The organism is Sphingorhabdus sp., from assembly GCF_029865925.1.
Lineage (GTDB): Bacteria > Pseudomonadota > Alphaproteobacteria > Sphingomonadales > Sphingomonadaceae > Sphingorhabdus_B.
Genome location: NZ_JARXAI010000062.1, coordinates 1 through 17,359 on the forward strand (window position 1 = coordinate 1; position 17,359 = coordinate 17,359).

The following is a 17,359-nucleotide window of genomic DNA, read 5'->3' on the forward strand; positions in this document are numbered from 1 at the left end:
GAACATAGCCCCTGCGGAACGGAGGTCAAGTGGCTTCGGAAAAGGTCCGTTGCGACTTTTTGATGCGGGCATAGCTCATCATACTGAATGGCAGCATTCCGGCGTATAAGATACCAACACCAATGAGGGCAACCCAAGGCGCAGCAACCAACGTTGCCACAAACAAGCTAACCGCGGCGAGCGCCATAAAGCGAACGCTGCGCCGGATCTTAATCGACGACCAGCTATAGGTTGCAACATTGGAAACCATCAAAAATGCACAAAGCAAAAGCCAAGGGGCAAGGAGGCGATAGTCACGTACCCACTCTGCACCCGTCTCAAACCAGATCATCATCGGCAGCAGTGCCAGCGCGGCGCCCGGCGGCGATGGAACGCCTGTGTTAAATCCGGCAGATTTATGTGGTTGGTTTTCGGTGTCGATCTGCGCGTTAAACCGTGCCAGTCGAAGCGCGGCGCAGAGCACAAAAAATACCGATATTGTCCAGCCAAAGCGCGGCATGTCCTGCATAACCCACATATATATGATCAACGCCGGCGTTGCCCCGAACGCAATAACGTCAGATAGCGAGTCCAGTTCAGCACCAAAGCGGCTCTCGCCCTTCAACATACGCGCAATGCGTCCGTCCATGGCGTCGAGCACACCGGCAATGACGATAGCCGCCACCGCGTTTTCCCAACGCCCCTGCATCGCAAACCACGCGCCGGACAAGCCGGTGCATAGTGCAAAAGCAGTAACAGCATTCGGGGCAAGTGCCCGTAAAGGAATTCCAGGCCGGGAGGAATGCGCGCCCATCAATGCGCGACGGCGATCAGGTCCTGATCCACGCCGATTTCAGCGAGAACCGTTTCACCAGCAACGCAACGCTGGCCCTTTATGACCCGCGAAGACGTGCCATGGGGCAAATAAACGTCAACACGGCTGCCAAAACGGATGAGGCCGACACGTTGGCCATTGGCAACGCTGTCCCCTTCTTTGACGAAGGCAACAATGCGGCGCGCAACCAATCCGGCAATTTGTGTAAAACCAATGCGGACGCCATCGCTGCGTTCAACAAGGAAATGCTGGCGTTCGTTTTCCTCGCTGGCCTTATCAAGGTCAGCGTTCAGAAATTTTCCGGCAATATACACAACGCGCTTAATTGTGCCGCGAATGGGTGTCCGGTTGATGTGCACATCAAACACGCTCATAAAAATCGACACGCGGGTCATTGGCTGGTCGCCAAGTCCATAAGGTCCGCGCAATTCAACAGGCGGGTGAACTTTTTCGATCAAGGTCACAAGTCCGTCGGCCGGCGCGACAACAAAGCGTTCATCAATGGGTGTCGCACGCGCTGGATCACGGAAGAATGACAATGTCCAAACAGTAACGGCGCCCATGGGCCATGCCAGCGTTTCCCACGCCATAAAGGCAAAAAACAGGGTTATGCCAGCGGCGATAAGTCCGAATTTACGGCCCTCGGGGTGAATGGGAGGAAACGACCATTTCGCGACGCCGGAGCCCCGGTTTGTCAATTCTTGTCTACTCATTACGCTTAGCTAGGGGATACCTCGCAATCTTACAACCTTAGATGCCAGTTCCACCATCTTCCAACAATATCAGGGTGGTGGTTGAACAAATGGCAGACTTTGCTATGGCACCGATCAACAACCCATCTCCCTAATGGAAAGTTCTCTCTGCCATGGCAAAAATTAAGGTCAAAAACCCGGTCGTTGAACTCGATGGCGACGAGATGACTCGTATCATTTGGGAGTGGATACGCGAACGTCTCATTTTGCCATATCTCGATATCGACCTTAAATATTATGATTTAGGCATGGAATATCGGGACAAGACCAATGACAAGGTTACCGTTGAATCCGCCAATGCCATTCGCGAGTTCGGCGTCGGCGTGAAATGCGCTACTATTACACCAGATGAGGCCCGCGTTGAAGAATTCGGCCTGCAGAAAATGTGGAAATCACCCAACGGCACCATCCGCAATATCCTTGGTGGCGTCGTCTTCCGTGAACCAATCGTCATTGATAACGTACCGCGCTTGATCCCCGGCTGGACGGACCCAATTGTTATTGGCCGTCATGCTTTTGGTGACCAATATCGCGCAACCGATTTCCTCGTCCCTGGTCCTGGCACGCTTCGTCTTGTGTGGGATGGCGATGATGGCCAGCGGATTGACGAAGAAGTGTTTCGTTACCCGTCACCCGGCGTTGCACTGGCTATGTACAATCTCGATGACTCCATCCGCGACTTTGCGCGGGCGTCCTTGAATTATGGCGTCACCCGCGAATGGCCGGTCTATCTGTCCACCAAGAATACGATCCTGAAATATTATGATGGTCGGTTCAAGGACCTGTTTCAGGAAGTGTTCGAGACAGAATTCGCCGAAAAGTTCAAGGAGCTGGGCATTGTCTACGAACATCGTTTGATCGACGATATGGTTGCTTCGGCGCTTAAATGGTCAGGAAAGTTCATCTGGGCTTGTAAGAATTATGACGGCGACGTGCAGTCCGATCAGGTTGCGCAGGGCTTTGGTTCTCTTGGCCTTATGACCTCCATTCTGATGACGCCAGATGGCAAGACTGTTGAAGCAGAAGCCGCGCACGGCACGGTCACGCGCCACTTCCGCCAGCATCAGCAGGGCAAGGCGACGTCGACCAACCCGATTGCGTCAATCTTCGCATGGACTGGCGGCCTAAAATTCCGTGGCAAATTTGACGAAACGCCAGACGTTACACGCTTTGCAGAAACGCTTGAGGAAGTGTGCATCCAGACTGTTGAAGACGGCCAGATGACAAAGGATCTCGCAATCCTGATCGGTCCGGATCAGGCGTGGATGACCACGGAGCAATTCTTCGAGCAAGTGCGCGCCAATCTCGAAATCAAAATGGGCAGCTGGATGTAAATCCAACCCTTTTGAAAACATCGAAGCGCGGGCGGCAACTCTCGCGCTTTTTTATTGCCCTGCCCTACTCATGCAGCATATGGGGAAGGTACATGTCAGGCGGGAGATACAGCAAGATGGAGGCCTTGAAGAAGCCCCCAAAGCGTAAGTGCACACCTCTTATCCGGCTATCTTTGCCTTGATTGCGTCCAGTGCGGCCTGCGCCAACTCCGCGCCCGCTGGACCACCGCCTTGCGCCATGTCCGGACGTCCGCCACCACCTTGCGCACCCATGGCTTCGGTTGCCGCACGCACAAGATCTGGCGCCGCCACTGTGCCATGATATGCAGGTGAAACAGCCACGACAACAGTATTGCTATTTTCATTGGCAGCAATGATCGCCACGATGCCCGCGCCGATGGCCTTCATCTGCTCATCCGCGAGGCCGCGGAGAGCCTTCGGTTCAATTCCAGTGATGACCTGCCCTATGAAAGTGACATCACCGATTTTCTCGGCTTCGGCCTTGGGGCCGTTACCACCGGACAGCGCCAATGCGTTCTTTGCTTCGGAAAGCTCTTTTTCCATGCGCTTGCGTTCGCTGATAAGCGTTTCGATGCGCGCGCTTACTTCGTCCGGTGCGGTCTTCAACATCGCGGCCACGTTCTTCAATTGTGTTTCACGGCCAACAAGCCACAAGCGTGCGGCCTCTCCCGTCAGCGCCTCGATACGGCGTATGCCGCTTGCCACGGCGCCTTCGGATACGATCGTGAACAAAGCGATGTCACCCAATGCGTTGACATGGGTGCCTCCGCATAGTTCGAGCGAGTAATGGCTGTCGTCCGTTTTGCCCATCGTCAGAACGCGGACTTCGTCGCCATATTTCTCACCGAACAATGCAAGCGCACCAGCGGCAACGGCATCATCCGGGGTCATCAACCGGGTTGTGACCGCTTGGTTCCCGCGGATTTGCGCATTCACATCAGCCTCAATCAGCGCGATATCTTGCGGACCGACTGCCTGATTATGCGAGAAGTCGAAGCGCAAGCGGTCTGGCGCGACCAAGCTGCCCTTTTGCGTCACATGCTCGCCAAGACGATTGCGCAGCGATGCATGCAGCAAATGCGTGGCGCTATGGTTCGCGCGCAGTGAATCACGGCGTTCAGTGTCGATCTTCAACGTGACAAAATCGCCAACCTTGATCTCGCCTGTACCAATTGTCACCTGATGCGCATGCAAACGCCCGAGCGGCTTTGTGGTGTCCGTTACTTCACCGCGCATATTGCTGCTTGAAATAACGCCAGCATCGCCCATCTGGCCGCCGCTTTCGCCATAAAAGGGTGTTTGATTGGTAATGACAGTAACGGCGTCGTTGGCCGCTGCCGATTGCACTTCGATGCCGTCTTTAACGAGAGCCACCACCTGCCCCTCGCCTTCGCTTGCGGCATAGCCAGTGAATTCGGTCGCGCTGGCGCGTTCGGCAATGTCGAACCACACATCATCAGATGCCTTCGCGCCAGAACCCTTCCAAGCGGCGCGTGCCATCGCTTTTTGATTATTCATCGCGGTTTCAAAGCCAGCCTGATCAATGCCAAAGCCCTGCGCACGCAGCGCGTCTTCGGTGAGATCATATGGAAAACCGAACGTGTCATAGAGCTTAAACGCGGTATCGCCCGCTAAAATATCGCCCGACGTCATACCAGCCGTTGCTTCATCAAGCAGCTTAATGCCCTTATCGAGCGTCCGTCGGAATTGTGTTTCTTCCTGCTTTAACGTTGCTTCAATCAACGACTGCGCGCGCAAGAGTTCGGGGTAAGCCGCACCCATTTCGGCGGCAAGACTATCAACCAGACGGTGCATCAGCGGCTCTTTCGCGCCAAGAATATGCGCGTGGCGCATCGCCCGGCGCATGATCCTGCGCAAGACATAGCCGCGACCTTCATTGGATGGCATAACACCATCGGCCAGCAAGAAGCTTGTCGACCGCAAATGGTCTGCGATCACGCGATGGCTTGCCTTTTGCTCGCCGACAGCTTTTGTGCCTGTGAGCTCTTCAGAGGCATTAATCAGTGCTTTGAAGGTGTCTGTGTCGTAATTGTCAGGAACGCCCTGCATGACCGCTGCAATGCGCTCAAGCCCCATACCAGTGTCGATCGATGGCTTGGGCAATGGCACGTCCGTCCCATCGTCCTGCCGCTCGAACTGCATGAACACGAGGTTCCAGATTTCGACGAAACGGTCGCCATCTTCATCGGGGCTTCCAGGCGGAGCGCCGAAAATATGATCGCCATGGTCATAGAATATTTCGCTGCATGGCCCACAAGGTCCAGTGTCGCCCATTGACCAGAAGTTATCGTTGGTCGAAATCCGGATGATGCGTTCTTCGGGAAGCCCGGCAATCTTGCGCCACAGGTCAAACGCCTCGTCATCCGTATGATAGACCGTGGTCGTCAAACGCGACGGGTCAAGACCCCATTCTTTGGTCAGCAGCGTCCATGCATGGGTGATCGCTTGTTCTTTAAAATAATCGCCGAACGAGAAATTGCCGATCATTTCGAAAAATGTGTGGTGACGCGCGGTGTACCCGACATTGTCTAGATCATTATGCTTGCCGCCTGCGCGCACGCATTTCTGACTTGAAGCTGCACGCGGCGTTTCGCGGCTTTCAAGGCCGGTGAACACATTTTTGAAGGGTACCATCCCGGCATTGACGAACATCAATGTTGGGTCGTTATACGGCACGAGTGGCGCGGACTGCACCACGTCATGTTTGGCACCACCGAAATAATCGAGGAAGCCGCGGCGAATATCATTGGACGATGTCATAGTGTCAGCGACTTAGGGAACGACTCGCTATGCTGCAAGCCAGATATGCAGTTTGTGGTCCCTTTACGCATAGGCATAAGGCCCGCCCTTTTCCAATGCGGTTTGAAACGCGGGGCGTGCATGGATTTTTTCGACAAAAGCCGAAAGGTTTGGCAGGTTTGCAGCCTTACCCATTTTGACGGCCGCTTCGGCGGGAAAGCTCATCATGATATCGGCACCGGTCAGGCTGTCCCCGACAAACCAACCTGTGGCTTTCAGGGTCTCATCCATAAATGCAAAATGGCTGTCCAATTGTTGCTGGATACGCGGGTGCAAAGGCGCAGCAGCTTCGCCCAAGCGCGCGGTGTAAAGGTTAAGCAAGATTGGTGTCATCACCGAACCTTCGGCAAAGTGCATGAATTCCAGGTAGCGGATATGCAGATCGGTATCGCGCGCTGGGACAAGATGCCCCCCATTATGACGCTCGCACAGATATTCCACGATGGCGGCGGATTCGAAAATCAGTTTCCCGTCATCTTCAATCATCGGCGACTTGCCCAATGGATGGACCTTTAAGAGTGCATCTGGCGCGAGGTTGGTCACCGCATCGCGCGCATGATGGCGGATGTCATAAGGAAGATTCAACTCTTCGAGCAACCACAAGATGCGCTGCGAACGGGAGTTATTGAGATGGTGTACAATGATGCTCATGGCTGTTCCCTTTATGATTGGTCGTTATTTTGATGTATATGCGCGGCAACTTCCCGCACAAGCTTTGCGGCGACGATAGCGGTAATGTCGTTCACATCGCGTGTGGGATTAAGCTCCACAATGTCCGCACCAACAATGTGCGCCTTCTGTTTGGCAAGGACGGACAATAACTCGCGTATGGTCAAACCACCGGGCTCTGGATGCGCCACGCCAGGCGCTTCGGACGGGTCAATGCCATCCAGATCGATGCTGATATACAATGGGCCGTCAAGTGCGGGCACTTGCGCTGCCTGGAAGTTTAGCATGGGAATGATTTCGACATTGTAGCGTTCGGCCTGTTCGCGGCAATGCGTGTTCAATGTGCGAATACCAACCTGCACTAGGCGCGTTGCATGGCCGGCTTCTAATATCCGTGCAAAAGGCGACGCATGGCTGCGCGGGTTACCTTCAAAATCGGCATAGATATCTGGATGCGCATCAAAATGTAGGATGTTAAGCGGCCCGTGCCGCGCTGCCAACGCTGCAACAATTGGAAAAGTTACGGCATGGTCCCCGCCGAGTGATAGTGGGATCGCACCGGCATCCATAGTCTCGGTGACCGCCTGTTTGATCATCGCATCATCGGCAACACGGTCGACGTCCGACAGCGGCAGATCGCCAAGGTCTTTGAACGCGATATCTGTGCCGATTTTATGGCCCGATTGCGCAAACAGATTGCCCCGGTCGCTCCACAAGGCCGCGCGGATTGCGGCCGGTGCAAGGGCAGCACCGCGCTCGAATGAGCTGTTTTGGTCGGTTGGTAATCCAATAAGATGAATGATAGGCTTCATATGGGCAGTTGGGCCGCCGCTATCATATCTGTCAAGTCTCGTGCGGCTCTAGCTTTGCCTTTATGCGCCCCAATAGCGAAGCCTCAACCTAAGCAGACACAAATGACCCGCCCCAGGGTGGACCAGGGCGGGTCGAAAGCAGCAGCCTCAGGCAAGGCCGCGCTTGTTCTTAAAAAAGGGAAGCTGTCGTTTTAAACGTCGTCGTCCGCTTCGGGGCCTGTCATCAGGACCTCAGCCACTTCTTCCGTCTTTCCGCGGATGGCTGCTTCCAACCGCGCCGCAACTTCAGGATTTTCAGTCAGGTAACTTTTCGAATTCTCGCGACCTTGCCCGATACGGATCGAATCATAGCTGAACCAGCTACCTGATTTCTCAACCAATCCGGCCTTCACACCCAGATCGAGCAGTTCACCCGTTTTGGAAATGCCTTCGCCATACATGATATCAAATTCGACCTGCTTAAACGGCGGAGCCACCTTGTTCTTCACAACCTTCACGCGGGTCGTGTTACCCACAATATCTTCACCTGCCTTGATTTGGCCCGTGCGGCGGATGTCCAAACGCACCGACGCATAAAATTTCAACGCATTGCCGCCCGTTGTCGTTTCAGGCGAACCGTACATCACACCAATCTTCATACGAATCTGGTTGATGAAAATAACCATGCAGTTCGAACGGCTTATCGAGCCGGTGATTTTGCGGAGCGCTTGGCTCATCAATCGCGCTTGCAGACCAACATGGCTATCGCCCATCTCGCCCTCGATTTCTGCGCGCGGAACGAGTGCAGCCACCGAGTCGATCACAATGATATCCACCGCGTTTGAACGCACGAGCGTATCGGCGATCTCAAGCGCCTGCTCACCCGTATCAGGCTGAGACACGATCAAATTATCGATATCCACACCAAGCTTCTTGGCATAGCCGGGGTCAAGCGCATGCTCCGCGTCAATGAATGCCGCGGTACCACCCGCCTTCTGCGCCTCTGCAATTACGTGCAGAGTCAGCGTTGTCTTACCCGAGCTTTCAGGGCCGTAAATTTCAATCACGCGGCCTTTTGGCAATCCACCAATGCCAAGCGCTATGTCGAGCCCAAGCGAGCCAGTCGACACCGCATCAATGCTAATCGCTTCACGGCTGCCCAGCTTCATCGCTGAACCCTTACCGAATGCGCGATCAATTTGCGCCAAGGCTGCTTCTAGTGCCTTTTCACGTTCCGAATTTTTCATACCGTTTGCCTGATTCCCGTCAATAATTTTGAGACTTGCTGCCATTTTCCCACTCCTTAGCGTCATGCCTGGTTCCGAAAACCCTTCCAGAATAACAGCTATGTACACCTTCTGTTCTAAAAGAACAAGAGCAGAACAAAAAAATTTATTTATGCTATTTCAAAACCGAAAGTGCCCAGTTGCGCGCCGTCTTTGCTAATTTTCTGCGACGGCTGCTGCGCATCTTGCGCAAAAGAGGGTGTTGCTAGTGACGCCAGTGACACAGAAGCGGCCAGTGCCAGCTTATTAGCGAAATTCATGCTTATACTCCCCGGAAAGATATGGGAAACGACTACAACGGACGGAACGATGCCTCCAAAGGCTTATCCACCAGACGCAATTGCTTTCGACCGGCGTCGCCATTTCACGCTCACCCGCCAACGCCAGAACAACGCTGCGATAAAATAGCCTATGATAGCCATACCGATAGAAATTATGGCAAGCCCGGCAATGCCCTGCAAAAGTGCAAGTGGGGCTTCGTTCCAGACATAGTCACCCCAAGCAGAAAGTGGCGCGGAAGTCTCTATCAGCTGGTAAAAGTGGCCCGACCCATTGTTTAAGCGAAGCACGGACTCGCCAACGTAAACCGATCCGAACAAGATAAACGGAGTTGTCGCAGGCATGCTCAGAAAGGTCATGGCTGCGCCGATGGGAATATTGGCCCTGAAAGGTAGTGCCAAAAGCGCCACGCCTGCAATTTGCACACCAGGTATCAAAAGAAAAATGCCCACCAGCAAGCCAAGTGCTACACCGCGCGGGACGGAGCGACGCGTAAAACGCCAAAGCGCCGGATGGAAAACGCGCTGCGCAAACGGTCGCAAGAAGCGACTGCGCTCAAAGCTGTCACGTGTTGGCGCTTGCTGCTGAAGCCAGGCGTTAAATTTACTCATCCGCGGTCCCGCATGATCCGGCCTTGTTCCCGCTTCCAGTCGCGTTCTTTTTCTGTCGCCCTTTTATCAGGTGCCTTTTTACCCTTTGCCAATGCAAGCTCAACCTTTGCCCTACCCCTACCATTAAAATAAATCGAAAGCGGAACAAGCGTCATTCCTTGCCGCATAACCGCGCCATGAAGCTTATGTATTTCACGTTCGTTAAGCAGCAGTTTTCGCGGGCGTTTTGGCTCATGGTTATTGCGGTTGCCGTGGCTAAACTCGGGTATGTTGGCATTGATGAGCCAAATTTGGTCATCGCGCACCTCGGCATAGCTTTCGGCGATTGACCCTTCGCCAAACCGAAGTGACTTTACCTCCGTACCAGTAAGGACAATACCCGCCTCATATTTATCATCGATATGAAAATCATACCGCGCCCGCCGGTTTTCAGCGACCGTTTTCACTTTGTTAAAGGCTTCGGGCTTTGGGCGGGTCATTAGATTAGGCCTGCATTCTCCAAGGCGGCGTCCACCTGTCGACGGCTCGCCTCGCTTGGCGGCGTCATTGGCAAACGCAATTCTGTTGGAAATCCTTCAATAACACGCGACAATGCATATTTTATTGGCCCAGGAGATGCATCAGAAAACAACGCCAAATGAAGGGGATACAGCTTGTCATTCAGTTGGCGTGCAAGATCGTAATCGCCCAAGGCACATGCCGCCTGAAATGCAGCGCAAAGCTTCGGCGCGACATTAGCTGTAACTGAAATACACCCCCTGCCTCCCGCAGCGTTGAAAGCAAGCGACTGCTCGTCAACGCCCGACAGCAAGCAGAAATCCGGTCCGCAAGCCAAGCGGTGATCGGTGACACGGGGCATATCTCCGCTCGCGTCCTTGATGCCGATTACCGTAGGAAGCTTCGCAAGCCGCGCAACAGTTTCGGGTTTGATATCGGTCACCGTCCGTGCAGGTACATTGTACAGCACGATGGGCAAGTCGTTCTTCTTCGTCATATGTTCAAAGTGCGCGTATATACCCTCCTGATTGGGACGGTTGTAATATGGCGCAACTACCAGCCCAGCGGCCGCCCCGCTTTTCTTTGAAAAGTTCAAGTGCAGAACCGCATTGTTAGTGTCGTTCGACCCGCAACCAGCGATAACGGGAACACGGCCAGCGGCGTGTTCAATACACACTTCAATAACACGATGATGCTCGGCATTTGACAGCGTTGATGCTTCGCCAGTGGTCCCTGCCGGCACAAGCGCACTGGAGCCTTGATCGATTTGCCAATCGATCAAGGCGCGAAAATGCTTTTCGCTAAACGCTCCGTCGTAAAAAGGAGTCACTAGGGCCGGTATTGATCCCGAAAACATAGCATAGGACTTTCATTCTGGGCCATAATAGCCGCTTGTGGCTATATAGTCGTTCATTCAGCAACTGATAAGGATGGGGCACATAATATGTCCAGCACGGTAAAGCATCTCATTTCAGCATCGATGCTGATTATTCCTTTAGCGACTTCGGCATCCGTCCAGGAAACACAGCCCATAATATGGCAATCTGGGACCGGCAACGGCACAGTTTCACCGCCATCCGGACAAACAGTAGCGATGCCAGTGGCTTATGACCCAAGCGAAGGCAAGATTCCCGCCGCGTTAGAACGATGGAGAAAGTTAAGCGCAGTCGGCAATTTCAGCTTCAGCGACTATGCATCTTTTTTGATGCTTTATCCCGATTGGCCAAACACCGAGGAAATGCGTAAAAAAGCCGAGCAAGCTATTAACCCCTTGTCTTACTCGCCAAGCCAAGTTGTTGCCTATTTCGACCGATTGCCCCCACTAACAAACACCGGCCGCGCCAAATTCGCCATTGCACTTGATGCATCGGGAGACAAAATGCGCGCTGAAACACAAGCGCGCGAAGCGTGGCGCAGTGGGCCTTTGAATAATGATGATGAGGCGCGACTGTACCGTTTTGCCGGCAGCAGATTTAATGCGGCAGATCATGACGCCCACGTTGACCGATTGTTATGGGCAAGCTCAACCAGCGCCGCAGAACGTTGGATTGCGTATACCTCCCCGCAACGTCGACCGGCTTTTGCGGCTGCGCTTGCCCTCCGCCTAAAAGCACCAGACGCAGACTTTAAAGTAAACGAGGTCGGTACTTCTGCCAATAGCGAAGCAAGCCTCATCGCCGCGCGGGTCGACGCTCTACGCGCATCGGGTAACAGCTTCGGTGCGCGAACTCTGCTGGCAAACCGAAGCATACTGGCGGCTCCTGCACCCGTGTTAAAAGATTGGTATCAATTACTTCTCACGCACGCGCAGGCGGCCAAAGATGATGGCCAATATGACTTGGCCTATCGTATCGCCTCGCGTGTTGACGACGCAATACCATCCGGCGTCCTTATGCTTGATCAAGATATCGCAACGCGTGACCGCTATACCAGTCTGACTTGGTTAGCAGGTTCCGTCGCGTTGGAGCAGTTTGGCCGCCCACGCGACGCTGTCGCGATGTTTGAACGTTACGCCGCTGCTGCAAAATCTCCCCAAACCCGGTCTAAGGGGCTCTATTGGGCAGGAAAAGCCGCTGCAAAGGCTGGCGATTTTGCGTCAGCTAACCGTTTTCATGAGCAAGCGGCCGTCTTTTACGAAAGCTTTTTTGGCCAACTGGCGCTGGAGCAATTACGCCGGCCGATGCCAAATGTGCCTCATGTTGCTGCCGCCACCCCCGTAATTGCGGAAGGCAGCGTTCCTGACGTCCTTCTGGCGGCCGCGCTTGCATCCAAATATGGAAGCTGGCGCGACCAAAGCAATTTTTTCCGGGCTATCGCGCGCAACACCAGCGACAAGAATGACTATGTTGCAGCTGTAGGGCTTTCGCAGAAACTCGGGCGCCCGGATTTGGCTGTGATGGTTGGACGCAGCGCGCGTAGTGCGGGCATTCCAGACCTGCTTGGAAATAGCTACCCAACCGTCAACGTCCCCGCTGCCCATATCCAGACATGGACGCTTGCCCACGCCATCATGCGCCAAGAGAGCCAGTTCGATAGGGCAGCTGTCAGCGGCGCAGGCGCGCGTGGCCTCATGCAGCTCATGCCCGGAACAGCGCGCGAAACCTCAGGCAAGATTGCCATGGCGTATCGCCCAGATGCGCTAACGGTCGACACTGATTATAATATCGCACTTGGCGCGACCTATATTGAACGCATGCTTACTTATTTCGGCGGAAGCTATCCTCTGGCCATCGCTGCCTATAATGGCGGGCCGGGCAATGTGAACAAATGGCTTAAGGCATATGGTGATCCACGCACCGGTAGCATCGATATGATGGAGTGGATTGAGAAAATCCCGCTCAGCGAGACGCGCGATTATGTGTATCGCGTACTCGAGAATGCCGTGATGTATGACCATCTGCACCCCGAAAAAGCGCGGGTGCGCTCTGCAACGCCGCTCACGACGTATTTAGGCAAAGCAACGCCCAACGAGATTCATCCTATCGGCTAAGCAGATTGAAATTGACGCGCGGCAGCGCTGTCTCGACTTTTTACCGCACGACCGCGTAAGGAGGGTCGATGGCCGAACGCACCAACCCGATCACCCCTTCCGGGTTTGCAGCATTACGTGCGCGTTACGAACAGTTGTTTGCTATCGACCGCCCTGCCGTCGTCGAAATCGTCCACTGGGCAGCGGGCAATGGCGACCGCAGCGAAAACGGCGATTACATATATGGTCGCCAGAAACTGCGTGCGATTGACAGGGAACTGGGCCAGCTCTCCAAAAAAATGAAAGTGGCCCAAATACTTGATCCATCAAAGCAGGAGGACCGAAGCCGGATTTTCTTCGGCGCATGTGTAACTATTGCTGATAACGACGACCTTGCGCGCACCATTACCATCGTCGGCGATGATGAAACGGATGCCAGCATTGGCCGTATCGGCTGGAACGCCCCTCTTTCCCGTGCATTGCGCGGCGCGCGCGTGGGTGACGTTAAAACCATAACTTTGCCGACTGGTCCCAAGGAATGGGAAGTGGTGCGTATCGATTACCCTTTGGCAGAGTAACCAATCGCTCGCTGGGCCAAAGTGACAATGTCCGGATTTGCATCTGGAAATTCCTGCGGCACACTTTTCTCGAGCTCCGCAATCACATGCGTAAGCACAGCAATCCGGGCCGCTTTCTGGTTGTTGCCATCAATAACAGTCCATGGTGCCCAATGGGTATGTGTACGCTTAAACATATCTTTTAGCGCTACGAGATAGTCGGCCCGCTTTTCCCGGTTGCGAAAATCCTCTGCAGTAACTTTCCACCGTTTTGCCGGGTCATCTAGCCGTTCAGTCAAAACCTTGTCCTGCATGTCGGCGGTCACATGCAGAAATATCTTGATAATTTTTGTTCCGATTTCTCCCTGACGCGCTTCAAATTCATTAATCTCGTCATAACCGCGCCGCCATTCGGCTTCTGTGCAAAATCCCTCGACACGCTCGACAAGCACGCGGCCATAATGGCTCCGGTCCCAAATGCTGATTTCCTTTTTGCCCGGCAATTTGTTCCAGAACCGCCACAGGAAATGCTTATCCTTTTCTTCTACCGTAGGCGCAATGATAGAGAAAACCTCATAATATCGCGGATCAAGCGATGATGTCATGCGTTTGATAGCCCCACCCTTTCCGGCGGCGTCCCAGCCTTCGAAAATGATTAAGGTGCGCGCTCCATGCAGAATATGCAGCGCCTGTAACTTCGACATTCGATCCTGAAGGTCTTTCAGGTCATTGTCATAGGTGCCGTTATACTTTTTACCGGATTCATATTGGGAAAGGTCAATAGACATGCCGACGTTCCAGCACCTATTGCCCGCATAAACAAGCAGAAGCGCACGCCTGTCTCCAACAGGGACAGAGCACGCACGCAATCTTGTCGTCGAAATCAAGCCTTCGGCGGCTGTTCCACAACACGAATATTCAATTCGCGTAGTTGCTTAGCCATGGCAGGCGATGGCGCGCCCATCAAAAGGTCTTCGGCGCGTTGGTTCATCGGGAAAAGGGTGATCTCCCGCAGATTTTGAACACCGCACAAAAGCATAACCATCCGGTCCACCCCTGCGGCCATGCCACCATGCGGGGGCGCACCAAATTGGAATGCGCGATACATGCCGCCAAAGCGCTCTTCAACGTCGGCCGACGTAAGCCCAGTGAGTTCGAATGCCTTGACCATTAGGTCTGGGTGCTGGTTCCGGATCGAGCCGGAGGCGAGCTCATAGCCATTACAGACCATATCATATTGATAAGCCTTGATGGTAAGCGGGTCTTGCGTTTCCAACGCCTCCAGCCCGCCCTGTGGCATAGAGAAGGGGTTGTGGGCAAAGTCGACCTTCTTGTCCTCTTCGCTCCACGCGTAGAACGGGAAGTCGATAATCCAGCAAAAGCGGAAGGCATCTTTTTCGATCAGGTCTAGCTGCTCGCCGCTGCGCGTACGTGCCGCGCCCGCCAGCTTTGCAGCTTGTTCTTCCTTGCCCGCGGCAAAGAAGCAGCCATCGTCTGGGCCAAGGCCAATCGCGTCATAGAGCGCGAGCATGCCCTCTTCGCCATGGTTCTTGGCGATTGGGCCGCCAAACTCGCCACCCTTGCGTGTGACGTAGCCAAGGCCTGCGTGGCCTTCGCTGCGTGCCCATTCGTTCATGTCATCGAAAAATTTACGGCTCTTGTCAGCAGTCTTTGGCGCAGGAATGGCGCGGACCACACCGCCACCTTCAACAATGCGTTCAAACAGCCCGAAGCCCGATGTCTTGAAATGGTCAGTGACGTCATGGATGATAAGCGGGTTGCGCAGATCGGGCTTGTCAGTGCCGTAATCGAGCATCGCTTTTGAATGCGGAATGCGCGGAAACTGCCCTGCTGGCGTTACTTTTTTGCCATCAGCGAATGATTCGAATACGCCAGCCATCACTGGCTCCATTGTGTCCCAAATTTCTTCTTGGGTGACAAAGCTCATTTCCAGATCAAGCTGGTAAAATTCCCCGGGCAAGCGGTCGGCGCGCGGGTCTTCGTCGCGGAAGCATGGTGCGACCTGGAAATAGCGGTCGAAGCCGGCCACCATCAACAATTGCTTATACTGCTGCGGCGCCTGTGGAAGCGCGAAGAATTTGCCGGGATGAACACGGCTTGGCACTAAAAAGTCACGCGCGCCTTCGGGGCTGGACGCAGTCAAAATTGGTGTCGAATATTCTGTGAAACCGATGTCTTCCATCCGGTGGCGCGTTTCCCGGATAATCTGGGTGCGCTTGACGATATTGGCGTGCAGCGTTTCGCGGCGCAAATCGAGGAAACGATATTTGAGACGGGTCTCTTCAGGATATTCTTGTTCGCCAGCGACCGGCAATGGCAGCTCTTCGGACTTGCTGAGAATATTGACGCTGCGGGCAAAGACTTCAATCTGCCCGGTCGGCAGGTTGGTGTTCACCGTCCCTGCGCTTCGGGCCTTTACCTCGCCATCAATGGTGATAACGCTTTCCAGGCGCAACGCTTCCAGAATCGGCAGGGCCGGGCTGTCGGAATCCGCAACAATCTGGGTAATGCCATAATGGTCGCGCAGATCGACGAACAAGACGCCGCCATGGTCCCGCTTACGGTGGACCCATCCCGACAGGCGGACGGTATCGCCCACATGGGAATCGCGAAGTTCGGCGCATTTGTGCGTACGATAGACGTGCATTGTTTGCTCAATTCAAAAAAGCTGTGGAAAGCGCGCCTGTCAACAGTGCAGCGGCACTTTGTCAAGTCGTGAATGGGTGCTAGGGCAACGCCCAATGCAGATTCATCCACTTATCACCGACAGCAAACGTCTCGCCGAATTGTGCGCACGGCTTGCACAATCGCCCTTTGTCGCGGTTGACACCGAATTCATGCGGGAAAATACTTATTATCCCGACTTGTGCTTGGTTCAATTGGCGGACGCCAATGAAGCGGCAGCGATAGACCCAAAAGCGGAAGGTTTAGACCTTACGCCCATGCTGGAATTGCTGTGCAATAATGAGGATGTGTTGAAGGTATTCCATGCCGGCGGGCAGGATATCGAAATATTCTTTAACCTGACGGGTAAGACCCCGCACCCAATGTTTGATACCCAGATTGCCGCTATGGCGCTCGGTCAGGGTGAACAAATCGGTTATTCCAATCTGGTTGACCTTTGGATGGGTATTCAATTGGATAAGGGCGCACGGTTCACTGATTGGTCGCGCCGTCCGCTTGATAAGCGCCAAATTGATTACGCGATTGCCGATGTCACGCATTTGTCGGTCATCTTTCCGATGATGTTGGAAAAGCTTAAGACAACCGGACGCGGCGTTTGGCTGAATGACGAAATGGATCGAATTTCCGACGCGGCCAATTATCGCAACGATCCTGAAAACGCATGGTCGCGGATTAAGGTGCAATCGCGCAAACCCGAAGTGCTCGGCAGGCTGCAGGCAATGGCCGCGTGGCGCGAAAAGGAAGCGCAGCGCAAGAATATCCCGCGCGGGCGGATCATGAAAGATGAGACGCTGGCCGATATTGCCGCGCATCCCCCCAAAAGTCAGGCTGACCTTCCGAAAGTGCGGGGATTATCACCGGCATGGCGGGATAATGAGATTGGTGCGCGGCTGCTTGCTGTGATCGAGGGCAGCCAGCCAATGGCACGAGACAATCTGCCCGACCGAAGCCGATCGTCTCCAGGCGGCGGCAAGGATGGATCGCTTGTCGCTGACCTGCTTAAGCTGTTGCTGAAAATCCGCTCGCGCGAAATTAACGTTGCCCCGCGCCTGATTGTACGGACGGAGGAATTGGAACGCCTAGCCGCCGGAGAACGCGATGACCTTGAGGTTCTCACGGGCTGGCGCTTCGAACAGTTTGGCCACGATGCGCTTGATCTGGTGGAGGGCAGACTTGCGTTCGCAGTCGTAAACGGCAAGCTCAAGATGACGCGCACGCATGAAGAAGGCATGGTGCGAGAAACCGCAGCTTAA

At 54.2% G+C, this 17,359-nt stretch carries 16 protein-coding genes; 4 read left to right on the forward strand and 12 right to left on the reverse strand.

All coding sequences use genetic code 11. The annotated features are described in order from the left end of the window. Nucleotides 1–25: 25 nt before the first annotated feature. Together QE270_RS06170 and QE270_RS06175 are read right to left on the reverse strand one after the other, a co-directional pair. Nucleotides 26–793, reverse strand: a complete 768-nt coding sequence (locus QE270_RS06170) for a phosphatidylcholine/phosphatidylserine synthase (protein ID WP_300036753.1) — start codon at nucleotides 791–793, stop codon at nucleotides 26–28. Next, nucleotides 793–1,527 carry a phosphatidylserine decarboxylase gene (locus QE270_RS06175; RefSeq protein WP_300036756.1) on the reverse strand — a complete coding sequence of 245 codons (735 nt, stop codon included), beginning with the start codon at nucleotides 1,525–1,527 and terminating at the stop codon, nucleotides 793–795. Before QE270_RS06175 ends, QE270_RS06170 begins: the two co-directional genes overlap by 1 nt. 152 nt (nucleotides 1,528–1,679) lie before the next feature. Here QE270_RS06175 and QE270_RS06180 point away from each other — a divergent pair, with 152 nt between their 5' ends. After that, entirely contained in the window at nucleotides 1,680–2,900 is a 1,221-nt protein-coding gene (locus tag QE270_RS06180) for an NADP-dependent isocitrate dehydrogenase (protein ID WP_300036758.1), read from the forward strand. Between the two features lie 159 nt (nucleotides 2,901–3,059). On the opposite strand, the gene alaS is transcribed toward QE270_RS06180, so the two are convergent. From alaS to dapA, 8 genes are all read right to left on the reverse strand, one after another. Continuing rightward, a complete protein-coding gene (alaS, locus tag QE270_RS06185) occupies nucleotides 3,060–5,702 on the reverse strand; it encodes an alanine--tRNA ligase (protein WP_300036760.1) in 2,643 nt (880 codons plus the stop codon). Between the two features lie 63 nt (nucleotides 5,703–5,765). After that, nucleotides 5,766–6,392: a glutathione S-transferase gene (locus tag QE270_RS06190; RefSeq protein ID WP_300036762.1), complete on the reverse strand. Its 627-nt coding sequence runs from the start codon at nucleotides 6,390–6,392 to the stop codon at nucleotides 5,766–5,768. A gap of 11 nt (nucleotides 6,393–6,403) precedes the next feature. Further along, entirely contained in the window at nucleotides 6,404–7,222 is an 819-nt protein-coding gene (gene speB, locus QE270_RS06195) for an agmatinase (RefSeq protein WP_300036763.1), read from the reverse strand. Nucleotides 7,223–7,413: 191 nt separating this feature from the next. Beyond that, nucleotides 7,414–8,493, reverse strand: a complete 1,080-nt coding sequence (gene recA / locus QE270_RS06200; protein ID WP_300036765.1) for a recombinase RecA — start codon at nucleotides 8,491–8,493, stop codon at nucleotides 7,414–7,416. 104 nt (nucleotides 8,494–8,597) lie between these two features. Next, the gene (locus tag QE270_RS06205) at nucleotides 8,598–8,747 is read right to left on the reverse strand and encodes a hypothetical protein (RefSeq protein ID WP_300036767.1); all 150 of its coding nucleotides are present in this window, start codon (nucleotides 8,745–8,747) and stop codon (nucleotides 8,598–8,600) included. A gap of 63 nt (nucleotides 8,748–8,810) precedes the next feature. Then, nucleotides 8,811–9,377, reverse strand: a complete 567-nt coding sequence (locus QE270_RS06210) for a DUF2062 domain-containing protein (RefSeq protein ID WP_300036769.1) — start codon at nucleotides 9,375–9,377, stop codon at nucleotides 8,811–8,813. After that, nucleotides 9,374–9,856 (reverse strand): SsrA-binding protein SmpB, encoded by a 483-nt coding sequence (gene smpB / locus QE270_RS06215; RefSeq protein ID WP_300036771.1) that lies wholly within the window; start codon nucleotides 9,854–9,856, stop codon nucleotides 9,374–9,376. The genes QE270_RS06210 and smpB overlap by 4 nt, the downstream gene beginning before the upstream one ends. Next, nucleotides 9,856–10,731 carry a 4-hydroxy-tetrahydrodipicolinate synthase gene (dapA, locus tag QE270_RS06220; protein ID WP_300036774.1) on the reverse strand — a complete coding sequence of 292 codons (876 nt, stop codon included), beginning with the start codon at nucleotides 10,729–10,731 and terminating at the stop codon, nucleotides 9,856–9,858. The genes smpB and dapA overlap by 1 nt, the downstream gene beginning before the upstream one ends. 87 nt (nucleotides 10,732–10,818) lie before the next feature. Here dapA and QE270_RS06225 point away from each other — a divergent pair, with 87 nt between their 5' ends. Next, nucleotides 10,819–12,864, forward strand: a complete 2,046-nt coding sequence (locus QE270_RS06225; protein WP_300036777.1) for a lytic transglycosylase domain-containing protein — start codon at nucleotides 10,819–10,821, stop codon at nucleotides 12,862–12,864. A gap of 68 nt (nucleotides 12,865–12,932) precedes the next feature. Then, nucleotides 12,933–13,421, forward strand: coding sequence for a GreA/GreB family elongation factor (locus QE270_RS06230; protein ID WP_300036780.1), 489 nt, complete (start codon nucleotides 12,933–12,935; stop codon nucleotides 13,419–13,421). Here QE270_RS06230 and QE270_RS06235 read toward each other — a convergent pair. Together QE270_RS06235 and aspS are read right to left on the reverse strand one after the other, a co-directional pair. Continuing rightward, nucleotides 13,403–14,188, reverse strand: a complete 786-nt coding sequence (locus QE270_RS06235) for a polyphosphate kinase (protein WP_300036783.1) — start codon at nucleotides 14,186–14,188, stop codon at nucleotides 13,403–13,405. The two genes, QE270_RS06230 and QE270_RS06235, sit on opposite strands and share 19 nt — an antisense overlap. Before the next feature lie 95 nt (nucleotides 14,189–14,283). Continuing rightward, the gene (aspS, locus tag QE270_RS06240; protein ID WP_300036786.1) at nucleotides 14,284–16,068 is read right to left on the reverse strand and encodes an aspartate--tRNA ligase; all 1,785 of its coding nucleotides are present in this window, start codon (nucleotides 16,066–16,068) and stop codon (nucleotides 14,284–14,286) included. Nucleotides 16,069–16,162: 94 nt separating this feature from the next. On the opposite strand from aspS, the gene rnd reads away from it, so the two are divergent. Then, nucleotides 16,163–17,359 carry a ribonuclease D gene (gene rnd / locus QE270_RS06245; RefSeq protein ID WP_300036789.1) on the forward strand — a complete coding sequence of 399 codons (1,197 nt, stop codon included), beginning with the start codon at nucleotides 16,163–16,165 and terminating at the stop codon, nucleotides 17,357–17,359.

Coding starts and splice junctions, on each gene's coding strand:
- QE270_RS06170 (WP_300036753.1), bottom strand. CDS start 793: ATGGGCGCGCATTCCTCCCGGCCTGGAATTCCTTTACGGGCACTTGCC.
- QE270_RS06175 (WP_300036756.1), bottom strand. CDS start 1,527: ATGAGTAGACAAGAATTGACAAACCGGGGCTCCGGCGTCGCGAAATGG.
- QE270_RS06180 (WP_300036758.1), top strand. CDS start 1,680: ATGGCAAAAATTAAGGTCAAAAACCCGGTCGTTGAACTCGATGGCGAC.
- alaS (WP_300036760.1), bottom strand. CDS start 5,702: ATGACATCGTCCAATGATATTCGCCGCGGCTTCCTCGATTATTTCGGT.
- QE270_RS06190 (WP_300036762.1), bottom strand. CDS start 6,392: ATGAGCATCATTGTACACCATCTCAATAACTCCCGTTCGCAGCGCATC.
- speB (WP_300036763.1), bottom strand. CDS start 7,222: ATGAAGCCTATCATTCATCTTATTGGATTACCAACCGACCAAAACAGC.
- recA (WP_300036765.1), bottom strand. CDS start 8,493: ATGGCAGCAAGTCTCAAAATTATTGACGGGAATCAGGCAAACGGTATG.
- QE270_RS06205 (WP_300036767.1), bottom strand. CDS start 8,747: ATGAATTTCGCTAATAAGCTGGCACTGGCCGCTTCTGTGTCACTGGCG.
- QE270_RS06210 (WP_300036769.1), bottom strand. CDS start 9,377: ATGAGTAAATTTAACGCCTGGCTTCAGCAGCAAGCGCCAACACGTGAC.
- smpB (WP_300036771.1), bottom strand. CDS start 9,856: ATGACCCGCCCAAAGCCCGAAGCCTTTAACAAAGTGAAAACGGTCGCT.
- dapA (WP_300036774.1), bottom strand. CDS start 10,731: ATGTTTTCGGGATCAATACCGGCCCTAGTGACTCCTTTTTACGACGGA.
- QE270_RS06225 (WP_300036777.1), top strand. CDS start 10,819: ATGTCCAGCACGGTAAAGCATCTCATTTCAGCATCGATGCTGATTATT.
- QE270_RS06230 (WP_300036780.1), top strand. CDS start 12,933: ATGGCCGAACGCACCAACCCGATCACCCCTTCCGGGTTTGCAGCATTA.
- QE270_RS06235 (WP_300036783.1), bottom strand. CDS start 14,188: ATGTCTATTGACCTTTCCCAATATGAATCCGGTAAAAAGTATAACGGC.
- aspS (WP_300036786.1), bottom strand. CDS start 16,068: ATGCACGTCTATCGTACGCACAAATGCGCCGAACTTCGCGATTCCCAT.
- rnd (WP_300036789.1), top strand. CDS start 16,163: ATGCAGATTCATCCACTTATCACCGACAGCAAACGTCTCGCCGAATTG.